General features: G+C 71.1%; 18 protein-coding genes and 2 pseudogenes. 12 read left to right on the forward strand and 8 right to left on the reverse strand.

What is annotated here, in order from left to right; all coding sequences use genetic code 11:
- Positions 1-148 precede the first annotated feature (148 nt).
- Positions 149-1,201 carry a hypothetical protein gene (locus D9V36_RS04785; RefSeq protein ID WP_241720706.1) on the reverse strand — a complete coding sequence of 351 codons (1,053 nt, stop codon included), beginning with the start codon at positions 1,199-1,201 and terminating at the stop codon, positions 149-151.
- Positions 1,202-1,583: 382 nt separating this feature from the next.
- Here D9V36_RS04785 and D9V36_RS04790 point away from each other — a divergent pair, with 382 nt between their 5' ends.
- Complete coding sequence (locus D9V36_RS04790; RefSeq protein ID WP_129292656.1) at positions 1,584-1,775, forward strand: DUF6381 family protein; 192 nt, start codon at positions 1,584-1,586, stop codon at positions 1,773-1,775.
- A gap of 196 nt (positions 1,776-1,971) precedes the next feature.
- Positions 1,972-2,868: a DNA/RNA non-specific endonuclease gene (locus D9V36_RS04795; protein WP_129292657.1), complete on the forward strand. Its 897-nt coding sequence runs from the start codon at positions 1,972-1,974 to the stop codon at positions 2,866-2,868.
- Positions 2,869-3,016: 148 nt separating this feature from the next.
- Here D9V36_RS04795 and D9V36_RS04800 read toward each other — a convergent pair whose 3' ends face one another.
- The 3 genes from D9V36_RS04800 to D9V36_RS04810 all read right to left on the reverse strand — a co-directional run bounded on the left by D9V36_RS04800 (position 3,017) and on the right by D9V36_RS04810 (position 5,781).
- A complete protein-coding gene (locus D9V36_RS04800; RefSeq protein ID WP_129292658.1) occupies positions 3,017-4,042 on the reverse strand; it encodes an ABC transporter substrate-binding protein in 1,026 nt (341 codons plus the stop codon).
- Between the two features lie 61 nt (positions 4,043-4,103).
- Positions 4,104-4,976, reverse strand: a complete 873-nt coding sequence (locus D9V36_RS04805; protein WP_129292659.1) for an ABC transporter permease — start codon at positions 4,974-4,976, stop codon at positions 4,104-4,106.
- The gene (locus D9V36_RS04810; protein WP_129292660.1) at positions 4,966-5,781 is read right to left on the reverse strand and encodes an ABC transporter ATP-binding protein; all 816 of its coding nucleotides are present in this window, start codon (positions 5,779-5,781) and stop codon (positions 4,966-4,968) included. Before D9V36_RS04810 ends, D9V36_RS04805 begins: the two co-directional genes overlap by 11 nt.
- Before the next feature lie 282 nt (positions 5,782-6,063).
- Between D9V36_RS04810 and D9V36_RS04815 the strand changes: the two genes are divergently transcribed.
- Both D9V36_RS04815 and D9V36_RS04820 read left to right on the forward strand, forming a co-directional pair.
- Positions 6,064-7,740, forward strand: a complete 1,677-nt coding sequence (locus tag D9V36_RS04815) for a sensor histidine kinase (RefSeq protein ID WP_129292661.1) — start codon at positions 6,064-6,066, stop codon at positions 7,738-7,740.
- A gap of 196 nt (positions 7,741-7,936) precedes the next feature.
- Entirely contained in the window at positions 7,937-8,629 is a 693-nt protein-coding gene (locus D9V36_RS04820) for a response regulator (protein ID WP_129292662.1), read from the forward strand.
- 392 nt (positions 8,630-9,021) lie between these two features.
- Here D9V36_RS04820 and D9V36_RS04825 read toward each other — a convergent pair whose 3' ends face one another.
- Both D9V36_RS04825 and D9V36_RS04830 read right to left on the reverse strand, forming a co-directional pair.
- Positions 9,022-9,939 (reverse strand): AraC family transcriptional regulator, encoded by a 918-nt coding sequence (locus D9V36_RS04825; protein ID WP_129298190.1) that lies wholly within the window; start codon positions 9,937-9,939, stop codon positions 9,022-9,024.
- Between the two features lie 70 nt (positions 9,940-10,009).
- Positions 10,010-10,918, reverse strand: a complete 909-nt coding sequence (locus tag D9V36_RS04830) for a zinc-binding dehydrogenase (RefSeq protein ID WP_129292663.1) — start codon at positions 10,916-10,918, stop codon at positions 10,010-10,012.
- A 460-nt stretch (positions 10,919-11,378) separates the two neighbouring features.
- Here D9V36_RS04830 and D9V36_RS04835 point away from each other — a divergent pair, with 460 nt between their 5' ends.
- Positions 11,379-11,840: a hypothetical protein gene (locus D9V36_RS04835; RefSeq protein ID WP_129292664.1), complete on the forward strand. Its 462-nt coding sequence runs from the start codon at positions 11,379-11,381 to the stop codon at positions 11,838-11,840.
- A 138-nt stretch (positions 11,841-11,978) separates the two neighbouring features.
- Positions 11,979-12,092, forward strand: a pseudogene (locus D9V36_RS04840) (IS5/IS1182 family transposase); the annotation flags it as partial.
- Positions 12,093-12,473: 381 nt separating this feature from the next.
- On the opposite strand, the gene D9V36_RS42555 reads toward D9V36_RS04840, so the two are convergent.
- Positions 12,474-12,608 (reverse strand): hypothetical protein, encoded by a 135-nt coding sequence (locus D9V36_RS42555; RefSeq protein ID WP_277753393.1) that lies wholly within the window; start codon positions 12,606-12,608, stop codon positions 12,474-12,476.
- 26 nt (positions 12,609-12,634) lie between these two features.
- Here D9V36_RS42555 and D9V36_RS04850 point away from each other — a divergent pair, with 26 nt between their 5' ends.
- The 6 genes and pseudogenes from D9V36_RS04850 to D9V36_RS04875 all read left to right on the forward strand — a co-directional run bounded on the left by D9V36_RS04850 (position 12,635) and on the right by D9V36_RS04875 (position 18,035).
- Entirely contained in the window at positions 12,635-13,276 is a 642-nt protein-coding gene (locus D9V36_RS04850) for a GNAT family N-acetyltransferase (RefSeq protein ID WP_129292665.1), read from the forward strand.
- Positions 13,277-13,371: 95 nt separating this feature from the next.
- Positions 13,372-14,085: pseudogene (locus D9V36_RS04855) on the forward strand (FadR/GntR family transcriptional regulator); the annotation flags it as partial.
- Positions 14,086-14,234: 149 nt separating this feature from the next.
- Complete coding sequence (locus D9V36_RS04860; protein ID WP_129292666.1) at positions 14,235-15,266, forward strand: asparaginase; 1,032 nt, start codon at positions 14,235-14,237, stop codon at positions 15,264-15,266.
- 63 nt (positions 15,267-15,329) lie between these two features.
- Positions 15,330-16,751, forward strand: coding sequence for an aspartate ammonia-lyase (gene aspA, locus D9V36_RS04865; RefSeq protein ID WP_129292667.1), 1,422 nt, complete (start codon positions 15,330-15,332; stop codon positions 16,749-16,751).
- 264 nt (positions 16,752-17,015) lie between these two features.
- The gene (locus tag D9V36_RS42560) at positions 17,016-17,144 is read left to right on the forward strand and encodes a hypothetical protein (RefSeq protein ID WP_277753394.1); all 129 of its coding nucleotides are present in this window, start codon (positions 17,016-17,018) and stop codon (positions 17,142-17,144) included.
- Between the two features lie 96 nt (positions 17,145-17,240).
- Positions 17,241-18,035 carry a carbon-nitrogen hydrolase family protein gene (locus D9V36_RS04875; RefSeq protein WP_129292668.1) on the forward strand — a complete coding sequence of 265 codons (795 nt, stop codon included), beginning with the start codon at positions 17,241-17,243 and terminating at the stop codon, positions 18,033-18,035.
- Between the two features lie 16 nt (positions 18,036-18,051).
- Here the strand turns inward: D9V36_RS04875 and D9V36_RS04880 are convergent, their stop codons facing one another.
- Positions 18,052-18,678 (reverse strand): GntR family transcriptional regulator, encoded by a 627-nt coding sequence (locus tag D9V36_RS04880; protein WP_129292669.1) that lies wholly within the window; start codon positions 18,676-18,678, stop codon positions 18,052-18,054.
- Between the last annotated feature and the right edge of the window lie 64 nt (positions 18,679-18,742).

Here is an 18,742-nt window from a genome sequence, read left to right on the forward strand (position 1 = left end):
CCCGCCGCGCCGCCTGCGCCGGAGGAGGAGCGGGCCCGCACGCCGACGGCCCCGCGCGTCAAGGGCCGCCAAGGGCGCGGGCCGAGACCAGGTCAGGGTCTCGGCCCGCGCCCTTGGCGGCCCTTGACGGCCGTTGCGCCGTCGCCCGTCAGGCGCGCGCGGCGGCCGGACTCACCCGGCGGGGGCGGTAGAGCAGCGCCGCGCCCGCGAGTGCGGCGCTGACGACTGCCAGCCCCACTGCCAGCAGCTCGGGCCACATGCCCGCCTCGCCCAGGCCGCTGCCCAGGGGAGACAGGACGCCGGCCCGGGACAGCGCGTGCAGGGCGATGATGATCATGGCCGCGGCGGCGCTCACCGTCCAGACCAGGGCGGTGTCGTGCATCGCCAGCCAGCCGGCCAGCAGCAGGTACACGACGGCGATGGCCATCGAGAGCCCGGCGGCCGCCTGGGCGCCCTGCAGGTGCGACGAGTGCACCGGCAGATGGCTCAGACCGCACAGCGCCAGGGCCGCGGCCGCGGGCCAGCGCAGTACGGACCGCAGCACGCCGGGGACCGCGTAGCCCGGCTGCGGAGCCGGCTCGGCCGGCGAGGCCCACGGCGGGGCGCCGTGCCGCATGGTGTCGGCGGGCTGCCGGGACCAGGGGGTGTGCTGGGGCGGCCGGCCCATCGCGGACTCACGCTGTGCGGTGGACAGCGGCTGACCATTGTGGTCCAGGGGGCGGACATCGGGGTCGAGCACGTGCAGGGACGCGGTCGGTTCGGGTTCGCCGTGGCCGCCGTGGCCGCCGTGACTACCGGGGCCGCCGTGACTACCGGGGCCGCCGTGACTACCGGGGCCGGGCGGGAAGGGGTCCGGCGGGAAAGGGTCGGACATACCGTGGCGGCCGTCGCCGCCGCCCTTCGTACGGTCGAACAGCTCGATCAACTGCGCCACCTCCTCGACGGGCCGGTCGACGGCCACCGCGCGCAGCGCTTCCTGGCTCGACTCCGCGGTGTGCGGGGTGGCCCGCAGCATGTCGAAGAGCGCGGCGACCTCGCTCACCGGCCGGGCAACCACCGCCATCCGCAGGGCTTCATCGCCGGGGTTGGGAACGTCGCCGCTGCGCTTGAGCAGTTCCACCAGGGCGGCGACTTCCTCCAAGGGCCGATGGGTGACTGCCTCCCACAGAAGGGTGTGGGACGAGTTGTGCTCAGGGGGCATGGGCGGAAAGTGCTCGCCGGGTCCTGTCGATGACAGTTCGGCGTCGCCCCCACAGAGTGCTGGTTCGGATGTCATGGAGGGACTCCACTGAACGAGGGGAGCGTCAAACACCAGAAGCGCTGACACTCGGCGGACGTTGAGAGTGCTGTGCCTCAGCCAACGTCCCTTCGGTGTGCCCCCGCCATTCAGGAAGGCCATCCGGTGGAGACACGCCGGTACGCCCGGGCGCGCCGCCCCCGGCGGTCCCTGTGACGGCGGCCGGATCCGCCCCACCGCGAGACGTGACATCGCCAGACATGACATTTCGACGTGCCGAGGCCCGCCGACCCTGATTCGCTGGTAGGGGGAGCTCTCCATACACCACACCGGTGAAGGACAGATCATGAGCGCAACAGGAGAATCCCACGGACGCATCCAGCAGATGCGCGACAAGGCCCAGGAACTGCAGGCGGCCGCGGAACGCGCCGGCGACCCCGAGGAGCAGAAGCGGCTCCGGGAGAAGGCACGCAAGCTCCTGTCCCTGAGCGAGCAGGAAAGCGGTATGGCCAGCGGGGACATCTACCCCGCCGAGTGAGGCAGTGCCGTCCTGGCCGCGCCGTCCTGCGTCAGACCTCGCCGGTCCTGCGTCAGACCTCGCCAGTCCTGCGTGAGGCCGGGCCGTCCTGGCCGCGCCGTCCTACGCGCTGGGCGTCGCCGAAGCGTCCGGCTGTTCGAGTGGCTTCGCGGTCGGCACCGATCAGCGGGCGGTGCCGCCGGGAAGCGGTGAGCGCATGATTCCCTCCGAGCCCCCACGGGCCGCCGGGGCCGTGGCCCGGACGGTGTCGGGGCAGTCCATGGCCGGCCGTGCGGGCTACGACGCGCACTTCCTCGGGGTGCCGGTACCGCTGCCGGTGCCCGTCGGCCCCGCCGTGGAGACGGTGGTGCTGCCCTATACCCACTTCACCGTGGTGCTGCGGCCGGACCGGCGGATGGCGGCGGCCACCGCGGTCTGCATCGACGGTGAGCGGCTGCCGGCGCAGGTGCCGCCGGAGCGCGACTGGCAGCTCGATCCGCGGCTGGCGGAGGACCGGCAGACCGGCGAGGAGGTCTACCGGCACAACTCCCTGGACAAGGGGCAGCTGGTGGGCCGGCTCGGTCCCGTGTGGGGCGAGGCCGCGGAGGCCCACCAGGCGGCTGCGGACACCTTTCACTACACGAATGCCGCCCCGCAGGCGGATGTGTGGAATCGGAGCAGGCAGGTCTGGCAGGGGCTGGAGGGCCATCTGCTCGACCACGCCGCCGGGCCCGGCCGCAGGCTGGCCGTCCTCACCGGGCCCGTACTGCACGACTCGGACCCGCCCTACCGGGGCGTCCAGGTACCGCTGCGCTTCTGGAAGGTGGCGGCCTTCCTCCGGGACGGCTCGCTGGCGGCGACGGCATACGTACTCGACCAGAGCCCGGACCTGATCTGGGACGCCGAACGGGCCCTGGCCGGGGCGACACCGGGGGCGCCCCCGGTGCTGGGCGCCTTCCGGACGTTCCAGGTGCCGGTGACGGATGTCGCCGAGCTCACCTCGCTGGACCTGGGCCCGCTTCCTGCCGCCGATCTGATGCCCGCCGCACGCGCCCCCCAGGACCGCTGGAGGCGGCTCGCATCGCACGACGACATCCTGCTGCGGCGCGGCTGAGGGGCCGCGGCCGCGAGCCGTACGGCCCGGGGACGAGGGGTAACGAGGGCTTCCCCTGGCACGGCAACGTGCGGTCGGCCGGTCCGGCCGGACCGGCCGACCTACCTGGGCGGCCCGGCTGACCCGGCCGACCGGCCCCCTGACTGATCTATTTGACGAATTCGGTGGTGTAGGTCTTCTTCAAGTCCACCGTGGCGTTCTTGAGGTTGGGGTTGAAGGCCTTCAGGACGCGTTCGACGGTGGCGGGGCCGTCGGCCGGCATCACCCCGTCCTTGGTGAACATCGGCAGGGTGTCCTTGATCGACCGGGCGTACAGTTCCTTGCCGCCCTGGGCGTAGTCGGACGGCATCTTCGCGGCGATCTGTTCGGCGGTGTGTGTGGACATCCACTTGAGGGTCTTCACGAAGGCGCGGGCGAGCTTCCGCACGGTCTCCTTGTGGCCGTTCACCCAGTCGGTGTTCATGTAGAGGCTGGACGAGGGGTAGGCGCCGCCGAGCGCCTTCTTCGAGCCCTCGGGGGTGCGCATGTCGATGAGTATCTTGCCGATCTTCTTGTCCAGGATCTGCGCGACCGTGGGGTCCGTGGTCATCCCGCCCTGGATCGAGCCCTGTTGGAGGGCCGAGAGGAAGGTCTGGCCGGCGCCGACCGCCACCGGGGTGAACTCGTTGGTCTGCACCCCGTTCTTCACCGCGAGGTATTTGGTCAGGAAGTCGGTGGAGGAGCCGAGGCCGGTGACGCCGAGCTTCTTGCCCTGGAAGTCCTTGGCCGAGGTGAGGTCGCCGGACGCCTTGTCGGAGACGACCTCGACCTCGCCGGGGGCGTGCGCGAGCTGGACCACCGACTCCACCTGCTTGCCCTTGACCTGCAGATCGAGGGTGTGGTCGTAGAAACCGACGACGCCCTGCACATCGCCGGAGACCAGCGAGGTGGTGGCCTGGACACCGGCCGGTTCGGTCAGCAGCGTGACGTGGACGCCTTCGTCCTCGAAGTAGCCGAGCTGCTGGGTGAGTCTCGCGGGCAGGTAGATGACCTTGTCCAGGCCGCCCACCATGATCTTGATCTTGCCGTTCTTGTCATCGGGGCCGGCGGCCGGGGAGCCGCCGCACGCGGTGAGGGTGGTCAGGGCGAGGGCGGTGGCGGCCACGGCGGCCGAGATCTTCCGTGCGGTGGGCATGGTCACGTCCTTGTGAGGTGGAAACGGGAAGGGGAAGCGGGGTCCGCGCGGCGCGCGAGGCTCAGCGGCCGTCGCCGGCGTCGGCCGGCTTCCAGCGGAAGAGCCGCCTTTCGAGGAAGGCCAGCAGCCCCTCGGCGAGCAGGGCGACGACGGCCAGGATCACCATCGCGGCGTACACACCAGCCGCGTTGAAGGTGCCCTGGGACGCCGAGACCAGCAGGCCCAGGCCCTTGGTCGCGCCGATGTACTCGCCGACGATCGCGCCGATCAGCGCGAAGCCGAAGCTGACATGCAGGCTGGTGAAGATCCATGAGGTGGCGGAGGGGATCACCACCTGCAGGGTGACCTGGCGGTTGCTCGCGCCCAGGATCCGGGAGTTGGCGACCAGGTTGCGGTCGACCTCCCGGGCGCCCTGGAAGGCGTTGAAGAAGACCGGGAAGAAGACGAGGACGACGGCGGAGGCGACCTTGGAGGCCGGCCCCAGGCCGAACCAGATGAGGAAGATGGGGGCCAGGACGATGCGCGGCAGCGCGTTGAGCACCTTGATGTACGGGCCGAGCACATCGGCCAGGAAGCGGATCCGGCCGAGCGCGATCCCCAGCACCACACCCCCGATGACGCCGATCACCCAGCCCAGGAGCGCTTCGTAGAGCGTGTACCAGATCTGCTCCCACAGCGAGCCCTGCGGGGTGCCGTCCAGCGCCCACTGGCTGATCTGGTCCCAGATCCTGGAGGGCATCGAGAAGTTGAACGGGTCGATGACGGCGGCGCGGGCCAGCCACTCCCACAGTCCGATCAGCGCGACGAGCAGCAGCACCCGGGTGCCGTGGACCAGGAGTTTGTGGTGGCGCGCGGCCCGCGCCCTGGCCTGTGAGCGGTCCGTACGGCCCGCTCGGGACGTGGTCAAAAGCGCGGTCTCGGTCTCAGGCGACATCCGCCGCACCCCTCTCGCGGGTGATGCGGACCTCTTCGCCGAGCGAGGACCAGATCTCCCGGTAGATCTCGAGGAACCGCGGCTCCAGCCGGACCGATTCGACCTTGCGGGGGCGCGGCAGATCGATCGCGAAGACCTCCTTGACGGTGGCCGGGCCCGCGGTCATGACCACCACCTTGTCGGCGAGGGCGATGGATTCCTCCAGGTCGTGGGTGACGAAGACGACGGAGGCGCCGGTCCCCGACCACAGCTCCAGCAGTTCGTCCGACATCAGCGCCCTGGTCTGCACATCGAGGGCGGAGAACGGCTCGTCCATCAGCAGGAGTTCGGGGTCGTTGACGAAGGTCGCGGCGAGGGCGACCCGTTTGCGCTGCCCGCCGGAGAGCTGGTGCGGATAGCGGTCCTCGAAGGCCGCAAGACCGACCCGGGCGAGCCATTCCCGGGCCCGCGCTCTGGCTTCGGGTTTCGGTACGCCGCGGAACCGGGGGCCGGCCATCACATTCGACAGCACGGTGCGCCAGGGGAAGACCGCGTCCTGCTGGAAGACGAACCCGATCTTGTCGCCGATGCCGCGCACCGGCTCCCCGGCGACCAGCACCTCGCCTTCCGTCGGCTCTTCCAGGCCGCTGACCAGGGTCAGCGTGGTGGACTTGCCGCACCCGGTGGGGCCGACGACCGCGACGAACTCACCGCGTTCGACGACCAGATCCAGGTCCCGGACGGCCGTGTGCAGCGCCCCCGAGGGCGTCCGGAAGGCCTTGCTCGTACCCCGCAGCTCGATAGCGGGGCTCGTGTGGCTGTTCATGGGTCGGGAGGCTAGGAGTGATCCGGGCCACAGCGGCAGCCTTGTGGGCGCAAGCGACCTTTTTGCGCGCAAACCCTGTTGTGCTCATTTTGCTCACGCTAGAACGGCTAAGTCGTCACCAGGGGGTGCGCGGGCGCTCACGCACGGCTTACGGTGCGGTGATCGCGAAGTAAGCGAAGCAAAAGGCGCGGGCATCGCGCAGCCAAAGATGCCAGCATCGCGCAGCGAAAAAGGAAGATTCGATTCCGCAAGGGTGCGGAGGGCGGAGACAAGGGAGACCCGATGCGGATCCGCTGGCCCCGACGGGTCTTTGCACAGGTGCTCACCGCGCAAGTCGCCCTGACCACCGGTGTCATGGTGCTCGCCACCGGCCTGTTCCTCGCCCCGCTCAGCTCCGAGCTGGACGACCAGGCGATGCGCCGGGCGCTGTCCATCGCCCAGACCACCGCCGCCGCACCGGACCTCGCCCGGGAGCTGGTCACCACCGAGCCGGCGGCGCACGGGCCGGTGCAGGCCGAAGCGGAGCGGATCCGTACCGCGACGGGGGCGCTGTACGTCGTCGTGATGGACACCCACGGAGTGCGCTGGTCGCACACCCACACCGACGAGATCGGCCGGCATGTCTCCACGGACCCGAGCCGGACCCTCGCCGGGCGGCAGGTGCGGCAGATCGACACCGGGACGCTGGGGAGGTCGGCCCGCGCCAAGGTGCCGCTGCGCGACGGCCGGGGGCGGATCGTCGGTGCGGTGTCGGTCGGTATCGCCTACGACAGCGTCCGGGGGCGGCTGTTCGGCACCATCCCCGCGGTACTGCGGTACGCGGGCGCGGCGCTGGCCGTCGGGGTGCTGGCCGCGGTCGCGCTCTCCCGGAGGCTGCGGCGTCGTACCCACGGGGTGGCGTTCGCCGATATCTCCGCGCTGCTCGACGAGCGGGAGGCGATGTTGCACGGCATACGGGAGGGCGTCGTCGCCCTCGACCGGCGCGGCCGCATCCGGCTGGTGAACGACGAGGCCGCGCGGCTGCTGGGCCTGGACGCACGGGCCGCGGGGCGGGCGCTGGACGAGGTGCTGCCGCCGGGGCGGACGACGGATGTGCTGGCCGGGCGGGTGGACGGCACGGATCTGCTGGCCGTCAGCGGCGGACGGGTACTGGTCGCCAACCGGATGCCGACCCAGGACGGCGGCGCGGTGGTGACGCTGCGGGACCGCACCGAGCTGGAGCTGCTGAGCCGCGAACTCGACGGCACCCAGGGACTGCTGGACGCGCTCCGGGCCCAGGACCACGAACACGCCAATCAACTGCACACCCTGCGCGGACTGCTGGAACTGGGCCGGTACGAAAAGGCGGTGGAGTTCGTCAGCGAAGTGGCCAGCGCCCAGCGGGCCTCCGCGGAGCAGATCGCGGAGCGGGTGCACGACCCACTGCTGTCCGCACTGCTCGTCGGCAAGGCCGCCGTCGCCGCCGAACGCGGGGTGTCGCTGCGGGTGTCGTCCACGACGCTGCTGCCCGACGCGGTGGTCGACCCGCGCGACCTGGTGACCGTGCTGGGCAACCTCATCGACAATGCGCTGGACGCCACCGGGGAGCGCCGCCGCGACAAGCCGTTCGTGGAGGTCGAGCTGCGGGCCGAGCACACCACCGCCGTGCTGCGGGTCTCGGACACGGGGCCGGGGGTGCCGCCGGAGCTACGGGAGCGGATCTTCGCCGAGGGCTGGTCCACCAAGACCGCCTCCCCCTCCTCCGGAGCCCGGCCCTCCGCGCGCCCGGTGGACTTCCACCGCGGCCGGGGCATCGGCCTGGCGCTGGTGCGCCGGCTCGCCGAGCGCTACGGCGGGATGGCCCGGGTGACCGCCCGCGCGGGCGGCGGTGCGGTCTTCACCGTCGTCCTCCCCGAAGCGCTCGCCCGGCACGACGACGCCCCCGGACGCCGGCTCACCGCCGCGGGAGAACCACGGTGAAGCGGGCGCCGCACGAAAGGAGCACCACGGTGACCGCAGTGCCACGACGGCCGGAGCACCGCGAAGGAACGGGGCACGAGGGAACGGCACGCGAGGGAACGCCACGCCGCGAGGGAACAGGGCACCGCGGGCGAACCGGGCACCGTTGGGGAACGGAGCCGCCGGAGCGAAGACCGCTGCCGAGCGGAGCATCACGATGATCGATGTCCTGGTCGTGGACGACGACTTCCACGTCGCCGAGATCAATGCCGCGTATGTGTCCCAGGTAGCCGGCTTCCGGGTCACCGGCCGCGCCCACACCGCCGCCCAGGCGCTGGCCGCCCTGGAGCGCGCCCCCGCCGATCTGGTGCTGCTCGACCACTACCTGCCCGACGAAACAGGCCTGGCGCTGGTGCGCCGGCTACGCCACCTCGGCCGCCGCACCGACGTGATCATGGTGACCGCGGCCCGTGATGTCTCCACCGTCCAGGACGCGATGCGCTGTGGCGTGCTGCAATACCTCGTCAAACCGTTCGGCTTCTCCGGGCTGCGCGCCAAGCTTGAGGGCTATGCGGCGCTGCGCCGCACCGTGGAGGGGGTGGGAGGACGCGGCGAGGCGGGCCAGGAGCAGGTGGACCGGATCTTCGGCGCCTTCCGGACCACCGACTCCCCGCACACCGAACTCCCCAAAGGCCACTCGGCGGCGACCGTCGACCTGATCCGCCGGGTCCTGGACACGGCCGGGCACCAGCTGTCCGCCCACGAGGTCGCCGAACGCGCCGGTGTCAGCCGCTCCACGGCCCAGCGCTACCTCAAACACCTCGAACGCAGCGGCCACATCACCCTCACCCTCAAATACGGCGACACCGGCCGCCCCGAACACCGCTACCGCTGGGCGAGCAGCCACTGAACGGCCACACCGGTGGCGAGCAGAATCCCCGGCAGACGGATGGCCACGCCCTGATGGCAGGATGGCCGGCCCGACGATCCCAGGGGCCATGTCCGTGCCAGCGCCTGCCGACCACCTCGAACCGGCGCGTACCGAGAACGACAGCGCCGTCCTGCACCGACTCGCTCAATGCCCCTACCCCTTCGTCCGGCATGCGCTGGCTGCCAAGCCCCGGCCCCGTCATCGCGAAGACGCTCGGTTACCACGACAAGACAGCCACCCGCCTGGTCACTGAAGCCGGAGGAACCCGGAGCCGATACGCCTCCGGCGACCAGACACGGTGACACCAGGCACGGCCTCAACGAGGAATACGCGACACCTCAGCATGCGAGCCCACCAGTCCCGAGGCCGGATCACTTGCGAAGTCGAGAACGGTACTCGCCAGGGGCCGTGCCTCGGGCACGTCTGAAGGCACGGCTGAAAGCGTGCGGAGAGCCGTATCCGACCGCGCCGGAGATCGACTCGACCGGCTCATCGGTATCGCGGAGCCGGACGGACGCCAGGTCGATGCGCCACTGCGTCACGTAGGCGCCCGGCGTCTGTCCGAGGGCGGACCGGAAGCGCCTGGACAGCGTCGCCCGGGAGACGCTCGTCGCAGCGGCCAGGGTCTCCGTGGTCCAGGGGTGTTCCGGTTGGGCGTGGACACATGCCAGAGCGTCGCGCACGACCGGATCACGCATCGCTCCCAGCCATGAGCCGGACTGTTCCTGCGGGTGGCGGGCCAGCCAGGCGCGTACGAACTGGACGAGCAGAAGGTCGATGATGCTGTTGATGGCGGCGGTGGTGCCGATCTGCGGCTGTGCGAGCTCCGCAGCGAGAAGTTCGACGGTCCTTCTGAGCTGCGCGTTCTCCTGGGCTGTGACGTGCATCGGCCGAGCGAGGGAGGTAAGCGCCGGCGTGCGCACCTCCGGGTCCTGCTCGTAGTGCAGCACGATCACTTCCGTCTGCACCGGCGCCGAGCCCAGACGCAGGGCTCGGCCATCGCCAAAAGACCGGGCCGCCGCCTCACGGTCGCAGGAACCCATCGTCACGCCGGCGCCGCCGGCTATCCCGTGTGCGATGCCCGGCGACACCAGGACGGCGTCTCCGGCCTGCACCTGAAGAGGTTTCTCGCCTGGGACGTGGAGCCACATGGTGCCGCGGGACACCACGTGCAGTGCCGCTCCTGGAGAGGAGTCCAGCCGCAGGCCCCAGGTTCCTCCGGCCTTCAGCATGACCCCGAGCGCCCCACGCGCACCCGAAACACGCAAGACCTCCGCCAGCACATCCATGGGTCCATTCTCGTCCACCACGGCGAACCGCCCACCGGCGGGCGAGGCGCATGTGTCCTCGTCCACAGCGTCAGGCCACGTCAAGAACGGCCTTCCCGTGCACCTTCCGCGCGAACAGCGCCTGGACGGCGTCGTCCACGTCCTGCCAGTCGCCTCGCAGTCCGACCGGTGCCGAGAGCCTCCCGGTGGCCATGAGGCCCAGCAGATCCGTCAGCTCCCCGCTGGTCGGCGTCATGTCGCCGTAGGTGGCGATGCTGCGGGGTTCGCCGAAGCCGAACAAGGTCCCTGACGGGAACGTGGTTTCCTGCCCCGAGGAGTAACCGACCAGGTGGATGGTGCCGCCCTCGGCGAGGGAACTCCAGGCCTGGGCCACCAGTGGTCCGCCGACCGTGTCCAGGACGAGGTCGAACCGGTCCCCGGTCTCGGCCAAGTCGGTCAGGACCTTGTCGGCGCCGAGTTCACGGAGTCCGGCGGCCCGCTCCGGCGAACCGACGAGCGCCGTCACCCGGGCGCCCGCCAGCGCCGCCAGCTGGACGGCGAAGTGCCCCACGCCCCCGCTGGCGCCGGTGATCAGAACGTTGCGCGCCAGCAGGGAACGCTTGCGCAGCACCCGGAATGGGGTGACTCCGGCGATCCCCAGCGCGGCGGCGTCGGCCAGGTCCACGCCCTCGGGGACGGTGCCGAGCGAGGCGGGGCTGACTGCCACCCGTTCCGCCCACGCGTGGGGAGCCATTCCCACTGCGACGCGCGTACCTTCGGGCGGCCCCGAGCCGTCGGATGCGGCGCGCACCACGACGCCGGCCGCGTCGTGACCGTGCACAGCGCCGGCTGGCCACTGGTCCACGTAATTCAGCTCTCCGAAGTTGAGACCGATGTGCCGTATCTCCACCAACGTCTCACCGGCGGACGGTACGGGCTCATCGACATCGGCGAACCGGACGGGTCCGGCCTCACTGTGATCGACCACAAGGGCGCGCATAAGGGGTGTGTTTCCTTCTCTCGTGGGTGCGCCTGAACACTCGGCGCTGCAGCAGATCGAGTGCGCAAATGCCGCACTGCCGTCTTCTTGAAACCCTACGCAGGACCGGGGCAGCGACCAGACCCGTGAGAATCAATCAGTTGACGATCTGTGTCAGTGAGGTGAAGGCGCCGCTCCGCGCGGGCAACCGCGCGTTCGGCCAGCGCCTCCAGCAGCGACGGAACGTCAATGACCGCGATGGGGACGGTAGGAGATCGCCGAGGGCGAACGACCCTACGCCGCCGTGCTCGCGCCGGCGGGACGGAGGGAACTCACCACGGAAGAGGTGCGCCAACTCGGCACTCTGCGGGGAGCTTCCGCCCGTCTGCGCAGCCGTCTCGGCCACCGCAAGCGCCGTGGCGTGCCGTACAGTTCACACCTTCACAAGCCAGGGACCGCTGAAGTGCCGAGGGGGAACACCATGCGCCCGTACAGCCGAAACGCTGCATTATTCTTCGTTGCCCTGACCGTCACCGGAGCCGCGGCCGGCTGCTCATCGGCTTCCGGCGACGCCTCCAAGAAGCCTTCGGCGTCTTCCACCGCTCCCGGGCCGGAGAAATCTGCAGACGCACCCAAGGGGCCGGCCAGGCCTCCCGCCCTCTCCATCGGGAAAACCCGTACCTACACCGCAATTGACAATTCCGGCAACGCTACAACGATGTCTGTCACCTTCCACGCCGCGAAATACGTCACCCCATCGGAAATCGGCGAAGCGAAAACCAAGGGCCGATACGCCGTCATCACCGTCGAAGTGACGGATACAGGCCACAAGGACGGCACCTTCACCCCGTACCGGAATATGAAGTGGAAGGACAAGGCCACGACAGAGCAAGAGGTGTCGACACTGATATCAACCGGCACCCAGGACGTCGGCACCACATAACATCCCGGCCAGGGGGTGACCGGAGATATCGTCCTCGACGTGCCACGGAAGGGCGGCAGCGTCACCTACTACGACACACGGGGAACTGCCTCACTCCTCTTCGAGATGCCGTCCCGATAGACCTCTCGGAGGCATCACATACGCCCGCAGGGCGGCGGACGTCGCCGAGCCGGTGACCGTGCATGCCTGGCGGCGATCGGCTTCGTGGCCACCTCGGGGTGCATCTGGCGGCAGCAGTCGCCGGTGTTCGGGCCCGGTTACCTGGCGCAGCCCGCCACAGTGACTTACCGTCACCGAGGGCCTGCGCTCGGCGGCTCGGTAACCACCGAAGGGGGATTCGCCATGGGGTCTGGCGTGGTCGTCATAGTCGCTGTGCCATTGCTCTTCTTCCTCGCCCTCATGACGCTGTTGTGCGTCAAGGTCGGCAATAAGACGTCATGGAAGGTGGGCTGGTTGATGGCCGCAGGCGGCGCATTCTTCCCCCTTGCCCTCTTCATTGCCTTCCTGGTCCCCTGAAGGTGATTACCTTCAGGGGACCGACTCGGGCTCGAACTCTCCGCACCCGGCGCGGCTGTCCCGTCTCCCGGAACCTTGACCAGCCCGGACCAGCGTTGACTTCGGATGGAACACCACCTACGACTGGTCGGGGTACATCTCCGGCACATGGTCCGCGGTGTGGACGAGGGCCCCGGTACGGTTCTCCTGACCGAGCATCCGATGCAGATGCCGGCCCATCGGGAGCGTGGTGAGTCCGCCGGCGAACTCCAAAGTAGCGCTGCCTTAGGCTGCCGGTCATGAATACCGCGACTCCCGGTGGGACCACCCCCGAGCCCGACCTGCTCGACGCGGGGCAGCTGTCCGGCGATCCGGAGCTGGCGGCCGGGTTCGCCGTGGCGGCGCACCGGATTCTGGCGGAGCTGGTGCGCGGCGGCGCCGCGCTCGGCTGGACCGATCCGCCACCGGCGGACGAGGTGGCGGAGCTCGTCGAGCGGGTGCTGCGCGCCGCGCGGGCCGGGGACGGGGCGCTGCGGGCGGCGTACGCCGGACGGCGGCTGGTCGGGCTGGGGTACTGGCTGCGCTATGCCCGTCCGACCAATCGGCAGCACGCGGATCTGGAGAAGCTTGCGGTGGCGCCCGAGGAGCACGGGCGGGGTGTGGGCCGGTCGCTGACCGCCGCCCTGGTCGGGGACGCCCGGGAAGCCGGGATCGAGGTCCTCACCCTGGACGCGCGGGGCGACAACACCCGGGCGCTGGACCTCTACCGGTCGCTCGGCTTTCGTGAGTACGGCCGCCTCCCCGACTTCGTCGCCATGGGCGGACGTCGCTACGACAAGGTCTTCCACATGCTGGACTTCCGCGGAAGCGGGCAGCCGGAGCGGCCTGGCCAGCCGGAGCGGCCGGGACGGACGGGGCGGCAAGCACCGCACCGGCAGTAGCGGCTTCGTCACGATGAGGCGCGGGGCCGCCCCTTGGGGAACCTCCTGCGCCCCACCCCTTGACAGCTCCCCCGGCCGGGCCTGACGATCCCGGGGTGAACCTGTCAGACAGCCAGACAGCTGGCGAGGCCCCCCGTCGGATCAGCGCCATGGAAGCGGTCCTGCACCATCTGCGCGGCGCCATCGAGCGCGGCGACTACGCAGTCGGGGACAAGCTCCCCTCGGAGGCGGAGCTCTGCCGTCGGCTGGAAGTGAGCAGACCCGTGCTCCGGGAGGCGCTGCGCGCGCTCCAGACCATGGGGCTGACCGTCTCGCGTACCGGCAAGGGCACCTTCGTCGTCTCCGACGGCGCGGTGGCGGACCCCACCTTCGGCGACTACGCGGCGAGCGACCTCCTGGAAGTGCGCCGGCACGTCGAGATCCCGGTGGCCGGTTATGCGGCGCTGCGCCGTACGCCGGAGGACCTCGACCAGCTGAATCGTCTGCTGGAGCGGATGGAGCAGGAGACCGACACCACTGCGTGGGTGGCGATGGACTCCCTCTTCCATCTCGCCGTCGCCCAGGCGGCCCGCAATCCGGTCTTCCGCCGGGTCATCGAGGAGATCCGCGATGCGCTGGCCCGCCAGTCGGCCTTCCTCAACGAGCTCGGCGGGCGGCGCGAGCAGTCGAACCGCGAGCACCGGGCGATCGTCGAGGCACTTGTCGACAGCAGCGAGCACGACGCGGTGGAAGCCATGGCACACCACCTCGCACGCGTCGAGACGACGCTGACCACCATCGTGCGGCCAGCGCACCGTGCGGGCCCCTCCACGGACAGCGTGGCCGGACCCGGCAGCCCCGGCGGCACGAGCAGCGCAAGCAATACCGGCGACATCGGCAACACCGGCAAGACCAGCGACATCAACACCACCGACAGCAGCATCACCACCAATACCACGGGAAGCACCGAGAACTGATCATGAGTCAGAGCAGCACCACCCTGCCGCCGCACCGCACCGCGGGTGCACCTCCCGTGGTCCGCGAACCGGCCCATGTGCCCGTCGCCCATGTGGTGCGCGGCGGGCTCGTCGAGGGCGTCCACCACGGCTCGGTCGTGGTGCTGGCGGCCGACGGGAGCGTGGAATTCCAGGCGGGCGACATCGAGGCCGCGTTCTACCCGCGCTCGGCGCTCAAGCCGCTCCAGGCGGTCGGCCTGCTGCGCGCGGGGCTGCCGCCGCTCGACGACGAGGCGCTGGCCCTGGTCGCGGCCAGCCACTCCGGCGAGGAACCGCATCTGGCCACCGCCCGGCGCATCCTCGCCGTCGCCGGGCTGGCCGAGGACCAGCTGCGCAACGTCCCCGACCTGCCGTACGACCCCGCCGTACGGGACGAGTGGATCGGCCGCGGCCTCGGGCCCACCCGGCTCGCGCAGAACTGCTCGGGCAAGCACGCGGCCATGCTGCTGACCGCCCGGACCCGGGGCTGGCGGCTGGACGACTACCTCGACCCGGGGCATCCGCTGCAGCAGGAGCTCGCCGCGGCCGTGGCGGACCTCACCGGCCAGGGCATCGCCCGCGTCACCGTCGACGGCTGCGGCGCCCCGCTGTTCGCCGTGTCCCTGCACGGTCTGACCCGGGCCGCGGCCCGGCTGGCGACGGCCGCCCCCGGCACCGGCGAGGGCAGGGTCGCCCACGCCATGCGCGAGTACCCGACGATGGTCTCCGGCAGCGGCCGGGACGTGGCCCGCCTGGTGCGGGCGGTGCCCGGCCTGCTGGCCAAGGACGGCTTCGAGGGAGTGCAGATCGCGGCGCTGCCGGACGGGCGGGCGGTCGGCGTGAAGATAGCCGACGGCGCCGACCGCGCCCGGATGCCGGTGACGGCGGCGGCCCTGGCGCACTGCGGAATCGACCCCGGCGTCCTCGCCCCCTTCGCCGCCACCCCCGTCATCGGCGGTGGCGCACCGGTCGGCACGCTGCGGGCGACGGACGCGCTGACCCCACACGGCGCCTGACGCTGCGGTACTCCCTCTCCTGGGCCCCTCCCCTCCCCCACTCCCCAAAGGACCACCTGCACCATGACTGCCGCCCGCCACCGCCGCGAACACGATCTGCTCGGCGACCGCGAGATACCCGCCGACGCGTACTGGGGCGTGCACACCCTGCGCGCCGTGGAGAACTTCCCCATCACCGGTACGCCGATCTCCACCTACCCGCACCTGATCAATGCGCTCGCCGCCGTCAAGGAGGCCGCGGCCCGCGCCAACGAGGATCTGGGGCTGCTCGATGCCGAGCGGGCCGACGCGATCGCCGCCGCCTGCCGGGAGATCCGGGGCGGCGGGCAGCTGCACGACCAGTTCGTCGTCGATGTCATCCAGGGCGGTGCCGGTACGTCGACGAACATGAACGCCAACGAGGTGATCGCCAACCGGGCGCTGGAGATCCTGGGCCACGACAAGGGCGACTACGGACGGCTGCACCCCAACGAGCACGTCAACCTGAGCCAGTCGACGAACGACGTCTACCCGACGGCCGTCAATGTCGCCACGATCATCGCCGTGCGGGAACTGCTCGAGGCGATGACCGTGCTGCGCGAGGCCTTCGCGGCCAAGGCCGAGGAGTTCCGCGACGTCCTCAAGATGGGGCGTACCCAGCTCCAGGACGCGGTGCCGATGACCCTGGGCCAGGAGTTCTCGGCGTACGCGGTGATGCTGGAGGAGGACCAGAGCCGGCTGGCGGAGGCGGTCCTGCTCATCCACGAGATCAACCTCGGCGCCACGGCCATCGGCACCGGCCTCAACGCGCCCCGGGGGTACGCCGAAGCGGCCCGCCAGCACCTGGCCGCCCTCACCGGCCTGCCCCTGGTCACCGCGGCCAACCTCGTCGAGGCCACCCAGGACTGCGGGGCTTTCGTCCATCTGTCGGGTGTCCTCAAGCGCGTCGCCGTCAAGCTCTCCAAGAGCTGCAACGATCTGCGGCTGCTCTCATCGGGGCCGCGGGCGGGCCTGGCGGAGATCAACCTGCCGCCGGTACAGGCCGGTTCGAGCATCATGCCCGGCAAGGTCAACCCGGTGATCCCCGAGGTCGTCAACCAGGTCGCCTTCGAGGTCATCGGCAACGACGTCACCATCACCATGGCCGCCGAGGCGGGCCAGCTCCAGCTCAACGCCTTCGAGCCGGTGATCCTGCACTCCCTCTCGGAGAGCATCACCCACCTGGGGGCCGCCTGCCGCACCCTCGCCGAACGCTGCGTCGCGGGCATCACCGCCAACACCGAGACGCTGCGCGCGAGCGTGGAGAACTCCATCGGGCTGGTCACCGCGCTCAACCCGCACATCGGCTACACCGCGGCCACCGCGATCGCCAAGGAAGCGCTCGCCACCGGGCGCGGCGTCGCCGAACTGGTCCTGGAACAGGGGCTGCTCCCGGCCGACCGGCTCGCCGCCCTGCTGCGCCCGGAGGAGATCGCCGGCACGGGCAGGGAGACGGCCGGCGTCTGACGCCTCGCCGGACCGCGGCAGCCGCGGGACCGGGTCCCGTACGGGCCGGGCGGGCACCTCCACGGAGGGGTGCCCGCCCGGCCCGCCGTCTTGGGCGGCTGCGGTGCGCGCCGGCCGGTCAGCCGACCGGCTCCGGCATCGGGACGACGTCGTAGGCGAGCGCGATGACGTTCCCGGTGGCCGGGTCGGCGAGTGCGACGCGCCAGCGGGCCGCGAACTGGTCGACGCCCTCCCGCATCGGGATGGTGCCTGGCCGGAACCGCCGTGGTCACCATTGTGGGCGTGCTGCTGGGGCGGGATCCGGCGCACGATGAGGACGAGGAGTTCACCCGCCCGGCGAAGGGTGCCGGGCGGTCGCCGGGGAGGATGGTCCGGGAGGCACCCGGCCGCTGAGGCGGGCCGCCCCGCACCGGGTTCCGAAGAGTTCCGCAGATTTCCGACGACACCGACCGGCGTGAGACCGACTCGCACGAGAGAAGAGAGATCCGTATGCGCATCGCGCTGTGCCAGATGACGGCATCGACCGATCCGAAGGAAAACCTCGTGGACGTCCAGGACCAGGTCCGCAGCGCGGCGCGCGCACAGGCCCGGCTGGTGGTCCTGCCCGAGGCGGCCATGGTGCGGTTCGGGACGCCGCTCGCGGCGGTGGCCGAGCCGCTGGACGGGCCGTGGGCCGAGGGGGTGCGGGCGGTTGCCCGGGAGACGGGGGTGACGGTGGTGGCGGGCATGTTCACCCCCGCGCCCGACGGGCGGGTGGCCAACACCCTGCTGGCCACCGGACCCGGGGTCGAGGAGTCCTACGACAAGATCCATCTGTATGACGCGTTCGGCTTCCGGGAGTCCGACACGGTCGCCCCGGGCCACCGGGTGGTGACCATCGACGTCGACGACGTCCGGGTGGGCCTGGCGACGTGCTACGACCTGCGGTTCCCCGAGCTGTTCCGGGCGCATGCGGACGCCGGGGCGACGCTGTCGCTGCTGCCCGCATCCTGGGCCGCGGGGCCGGGCAAGCGCGCGCAGTGGGACCTGCTGGTGCGGGCGCGCGCCCTGGACGCGACCGTCTGGATGGCGGCCGTGGACCAGGCCGCCCCGGATCCGCAGGCCGACCCCGAGGCACCCGCCGAGGCCCCGAACGGCGTCGGGCACACCGCGCTGATCGGCCCCGACGGCACCGTCCGCGCCCAGCTGGGCAGCATGCCCGACCTGCTGATCGGGGACGTGGATCCCGAGGAGGCCAGGCGGGTGCGGCGGGCCGTGGCGGTGCTGGACAACCGGAAGCTGTAGAGCCCGGCCGCCCGGGTCAGGCGGCCAGGAGGATGCGCCGGGTCGCCTTGATGTGGCTGTCGATGGCCGCACAGGCGGCCGCGGCGTCCCCGGCCACCAAGGCGTCGAGGATCTGCCGGTGCTCGGCAAGCACCTCGTCCTGGCGGTTGCCCGAGCGGTAGAGGGCCAGGACGCCGGCCCGGATCTGGCGGCTGCGCAGGGCGTCGTACTGGCGGCTCATCAACGTGTTGCCGACGGCGGCGACAAGAGTGGCGTGAAAGCGGTGGTCGGCGTCGATGAACTCCTTGGTGGTCGCCTCGCCCCGCAGGGTGTCCTGGTGGGCCAGGATGTCCGCCATCTCGTCGACGGGCGCGGTCCCTTCGTCCGTCGTACGCTGCGCGGCAAAGCGCTCGATCAGGCCGCGCATCTCCATCAGCTCCCTGATCTCGCGGCCGGACAGCGGGGCGATATGCGCGCCGCGCTTGGGCACCAGCCGCACCAGGTCCTCGGCGGCGAGCAGCAGCAGGGCCTCGCGGATCGGAGTACGGGAGACCCCGATCCGGTCCGCGATCTCCTGCTCGGACAGGAACCGGTCCTGCATCTCCGGGTCGGTCAGCACGCTGTCCTTGAGATACGCGTAGGCCTTCTCGCGCCCCGACTGCATCGCCCGCTCTCCCCTGCCGCCTGTGGAAATTGCATACAACACGTATGCGCAGGCTACATGGTGC

Source organism: Streptomyces lydicus, from assembly GCF_004125265.1.
GTDB lineage: Bacteria > Actinomycetota > Actinomycetes > Streptomycetales > Streptomycetaceae > Streptomyces > Streptomyces lydicus_C.

Coding starts and splice junctions, on each gene's coding strand:
- aspA (WP_129292667.1), top strand. CDS start 15,330: ATGACTGCCGCCCGCCACCGCCGCGAACACGATCTGCTCGGCGACCGC.
- D9V36_RS04880 (WP_129292669.1), bottom strand. CDS start 18,678: ATGCAGTCGGGGCGCGAGAAGGCCTACGCGTATCTCAAGGACAGCGTG.
- D9V36_RS04850 (WP_129292665.1), top strand. CDS start 12,635: ATGAATACCGCGACTCCCGGTGGGACCACCCCCGAGCCCGACCTGCTC.
- D9V36_RS04835 (WP_129292664.1), top strand. CDS start 11,379: ATGCGCCCGTACAGCCGAAACGCTGCATTATTCTTCGTTGCCCTGACC.
- D9V36_RS04790 (WP_129292656.1), top strand. CDS start 1,584: ATGAGCGCAACAGGAGAATCCCACGGACGCATCCAGCAGATGCGCGAC.
- D9V36_RS04875 (WP_129292668.1), top strand. CDS start 17,241: ATGCGCATCGCGCTGTGCCAGATGACGGCATCGACCGATCCGAAGGAA.
- D9V36_RS04825 (WP_129298190.1), bottom strand. CDS start 9,939: ATGGATGTGCTGGCGGAGGTCTTGCGTGTTTCGGGTGCGCGTGGGGCG.
- D9V36_RS04795 (WP_129292657.1), top strand. CDS start 1,972: ATGATTCCCTCCGAGCCCCCACGGGCCGCCGGGGCCGTGGCCCGGACG.
- D9V36_RS04800 (WP_129292658.1), bottom strand. CDS start 4,042: ATGCCCACCGCACGGAAGATCTCGGCCGCCGTGGCCGCCACCGCCCTC.
- D9V36_RS04785 (WP_241720706.1), bottom strand. CDS start 1,201: ATGCCCCCTGAGCACAACTCGTCCCACACCCTTCTGTGGGAGGCAGTC.
- D9V36_RS04820 (WP_129292662.1), top strand. CDS start 7,937: ATGATCGATGTCCTGGTCGTGGACGACGACTTCCACGTCGCCGAGATC.
- D9V36_RS04805 (WP_129292659.1), bottom strand. CDS start 4,976: ATGTCGCCTGAGACCGAGACCGCGCTTTTGACCACGTCCCGAGCGGGC.
- D9V36_RS04815 (WP_129292661.1), top strand. CDS start 6,064: ATGCGGATCCGCTGGCCCCGACGGGTCTTTGCACAGGTGCTCACCGCG.
- D9V36_RS04860 (WP_129292666.1), top strand. CDS start 14,235: ATGAGTCAGAGCAGCACCACCCTGCCGCCGCACCGCACCGCGGGTGCA.
- D9V36_RS04810 (WP_129292660.1), bottom strand. CDS start 5,781: ATGAACAGCCACACGAGCCCCGCTATCGAGCTGCGGGGTACGAGCAAG.
- D9V36_RS04830 (WP_129292663.1), bottom strand. CDS start 10,918: ATGCGCGCCCTTGTGGTCGATCACAGTGAGGCCGGACCCGTCCGGTTC.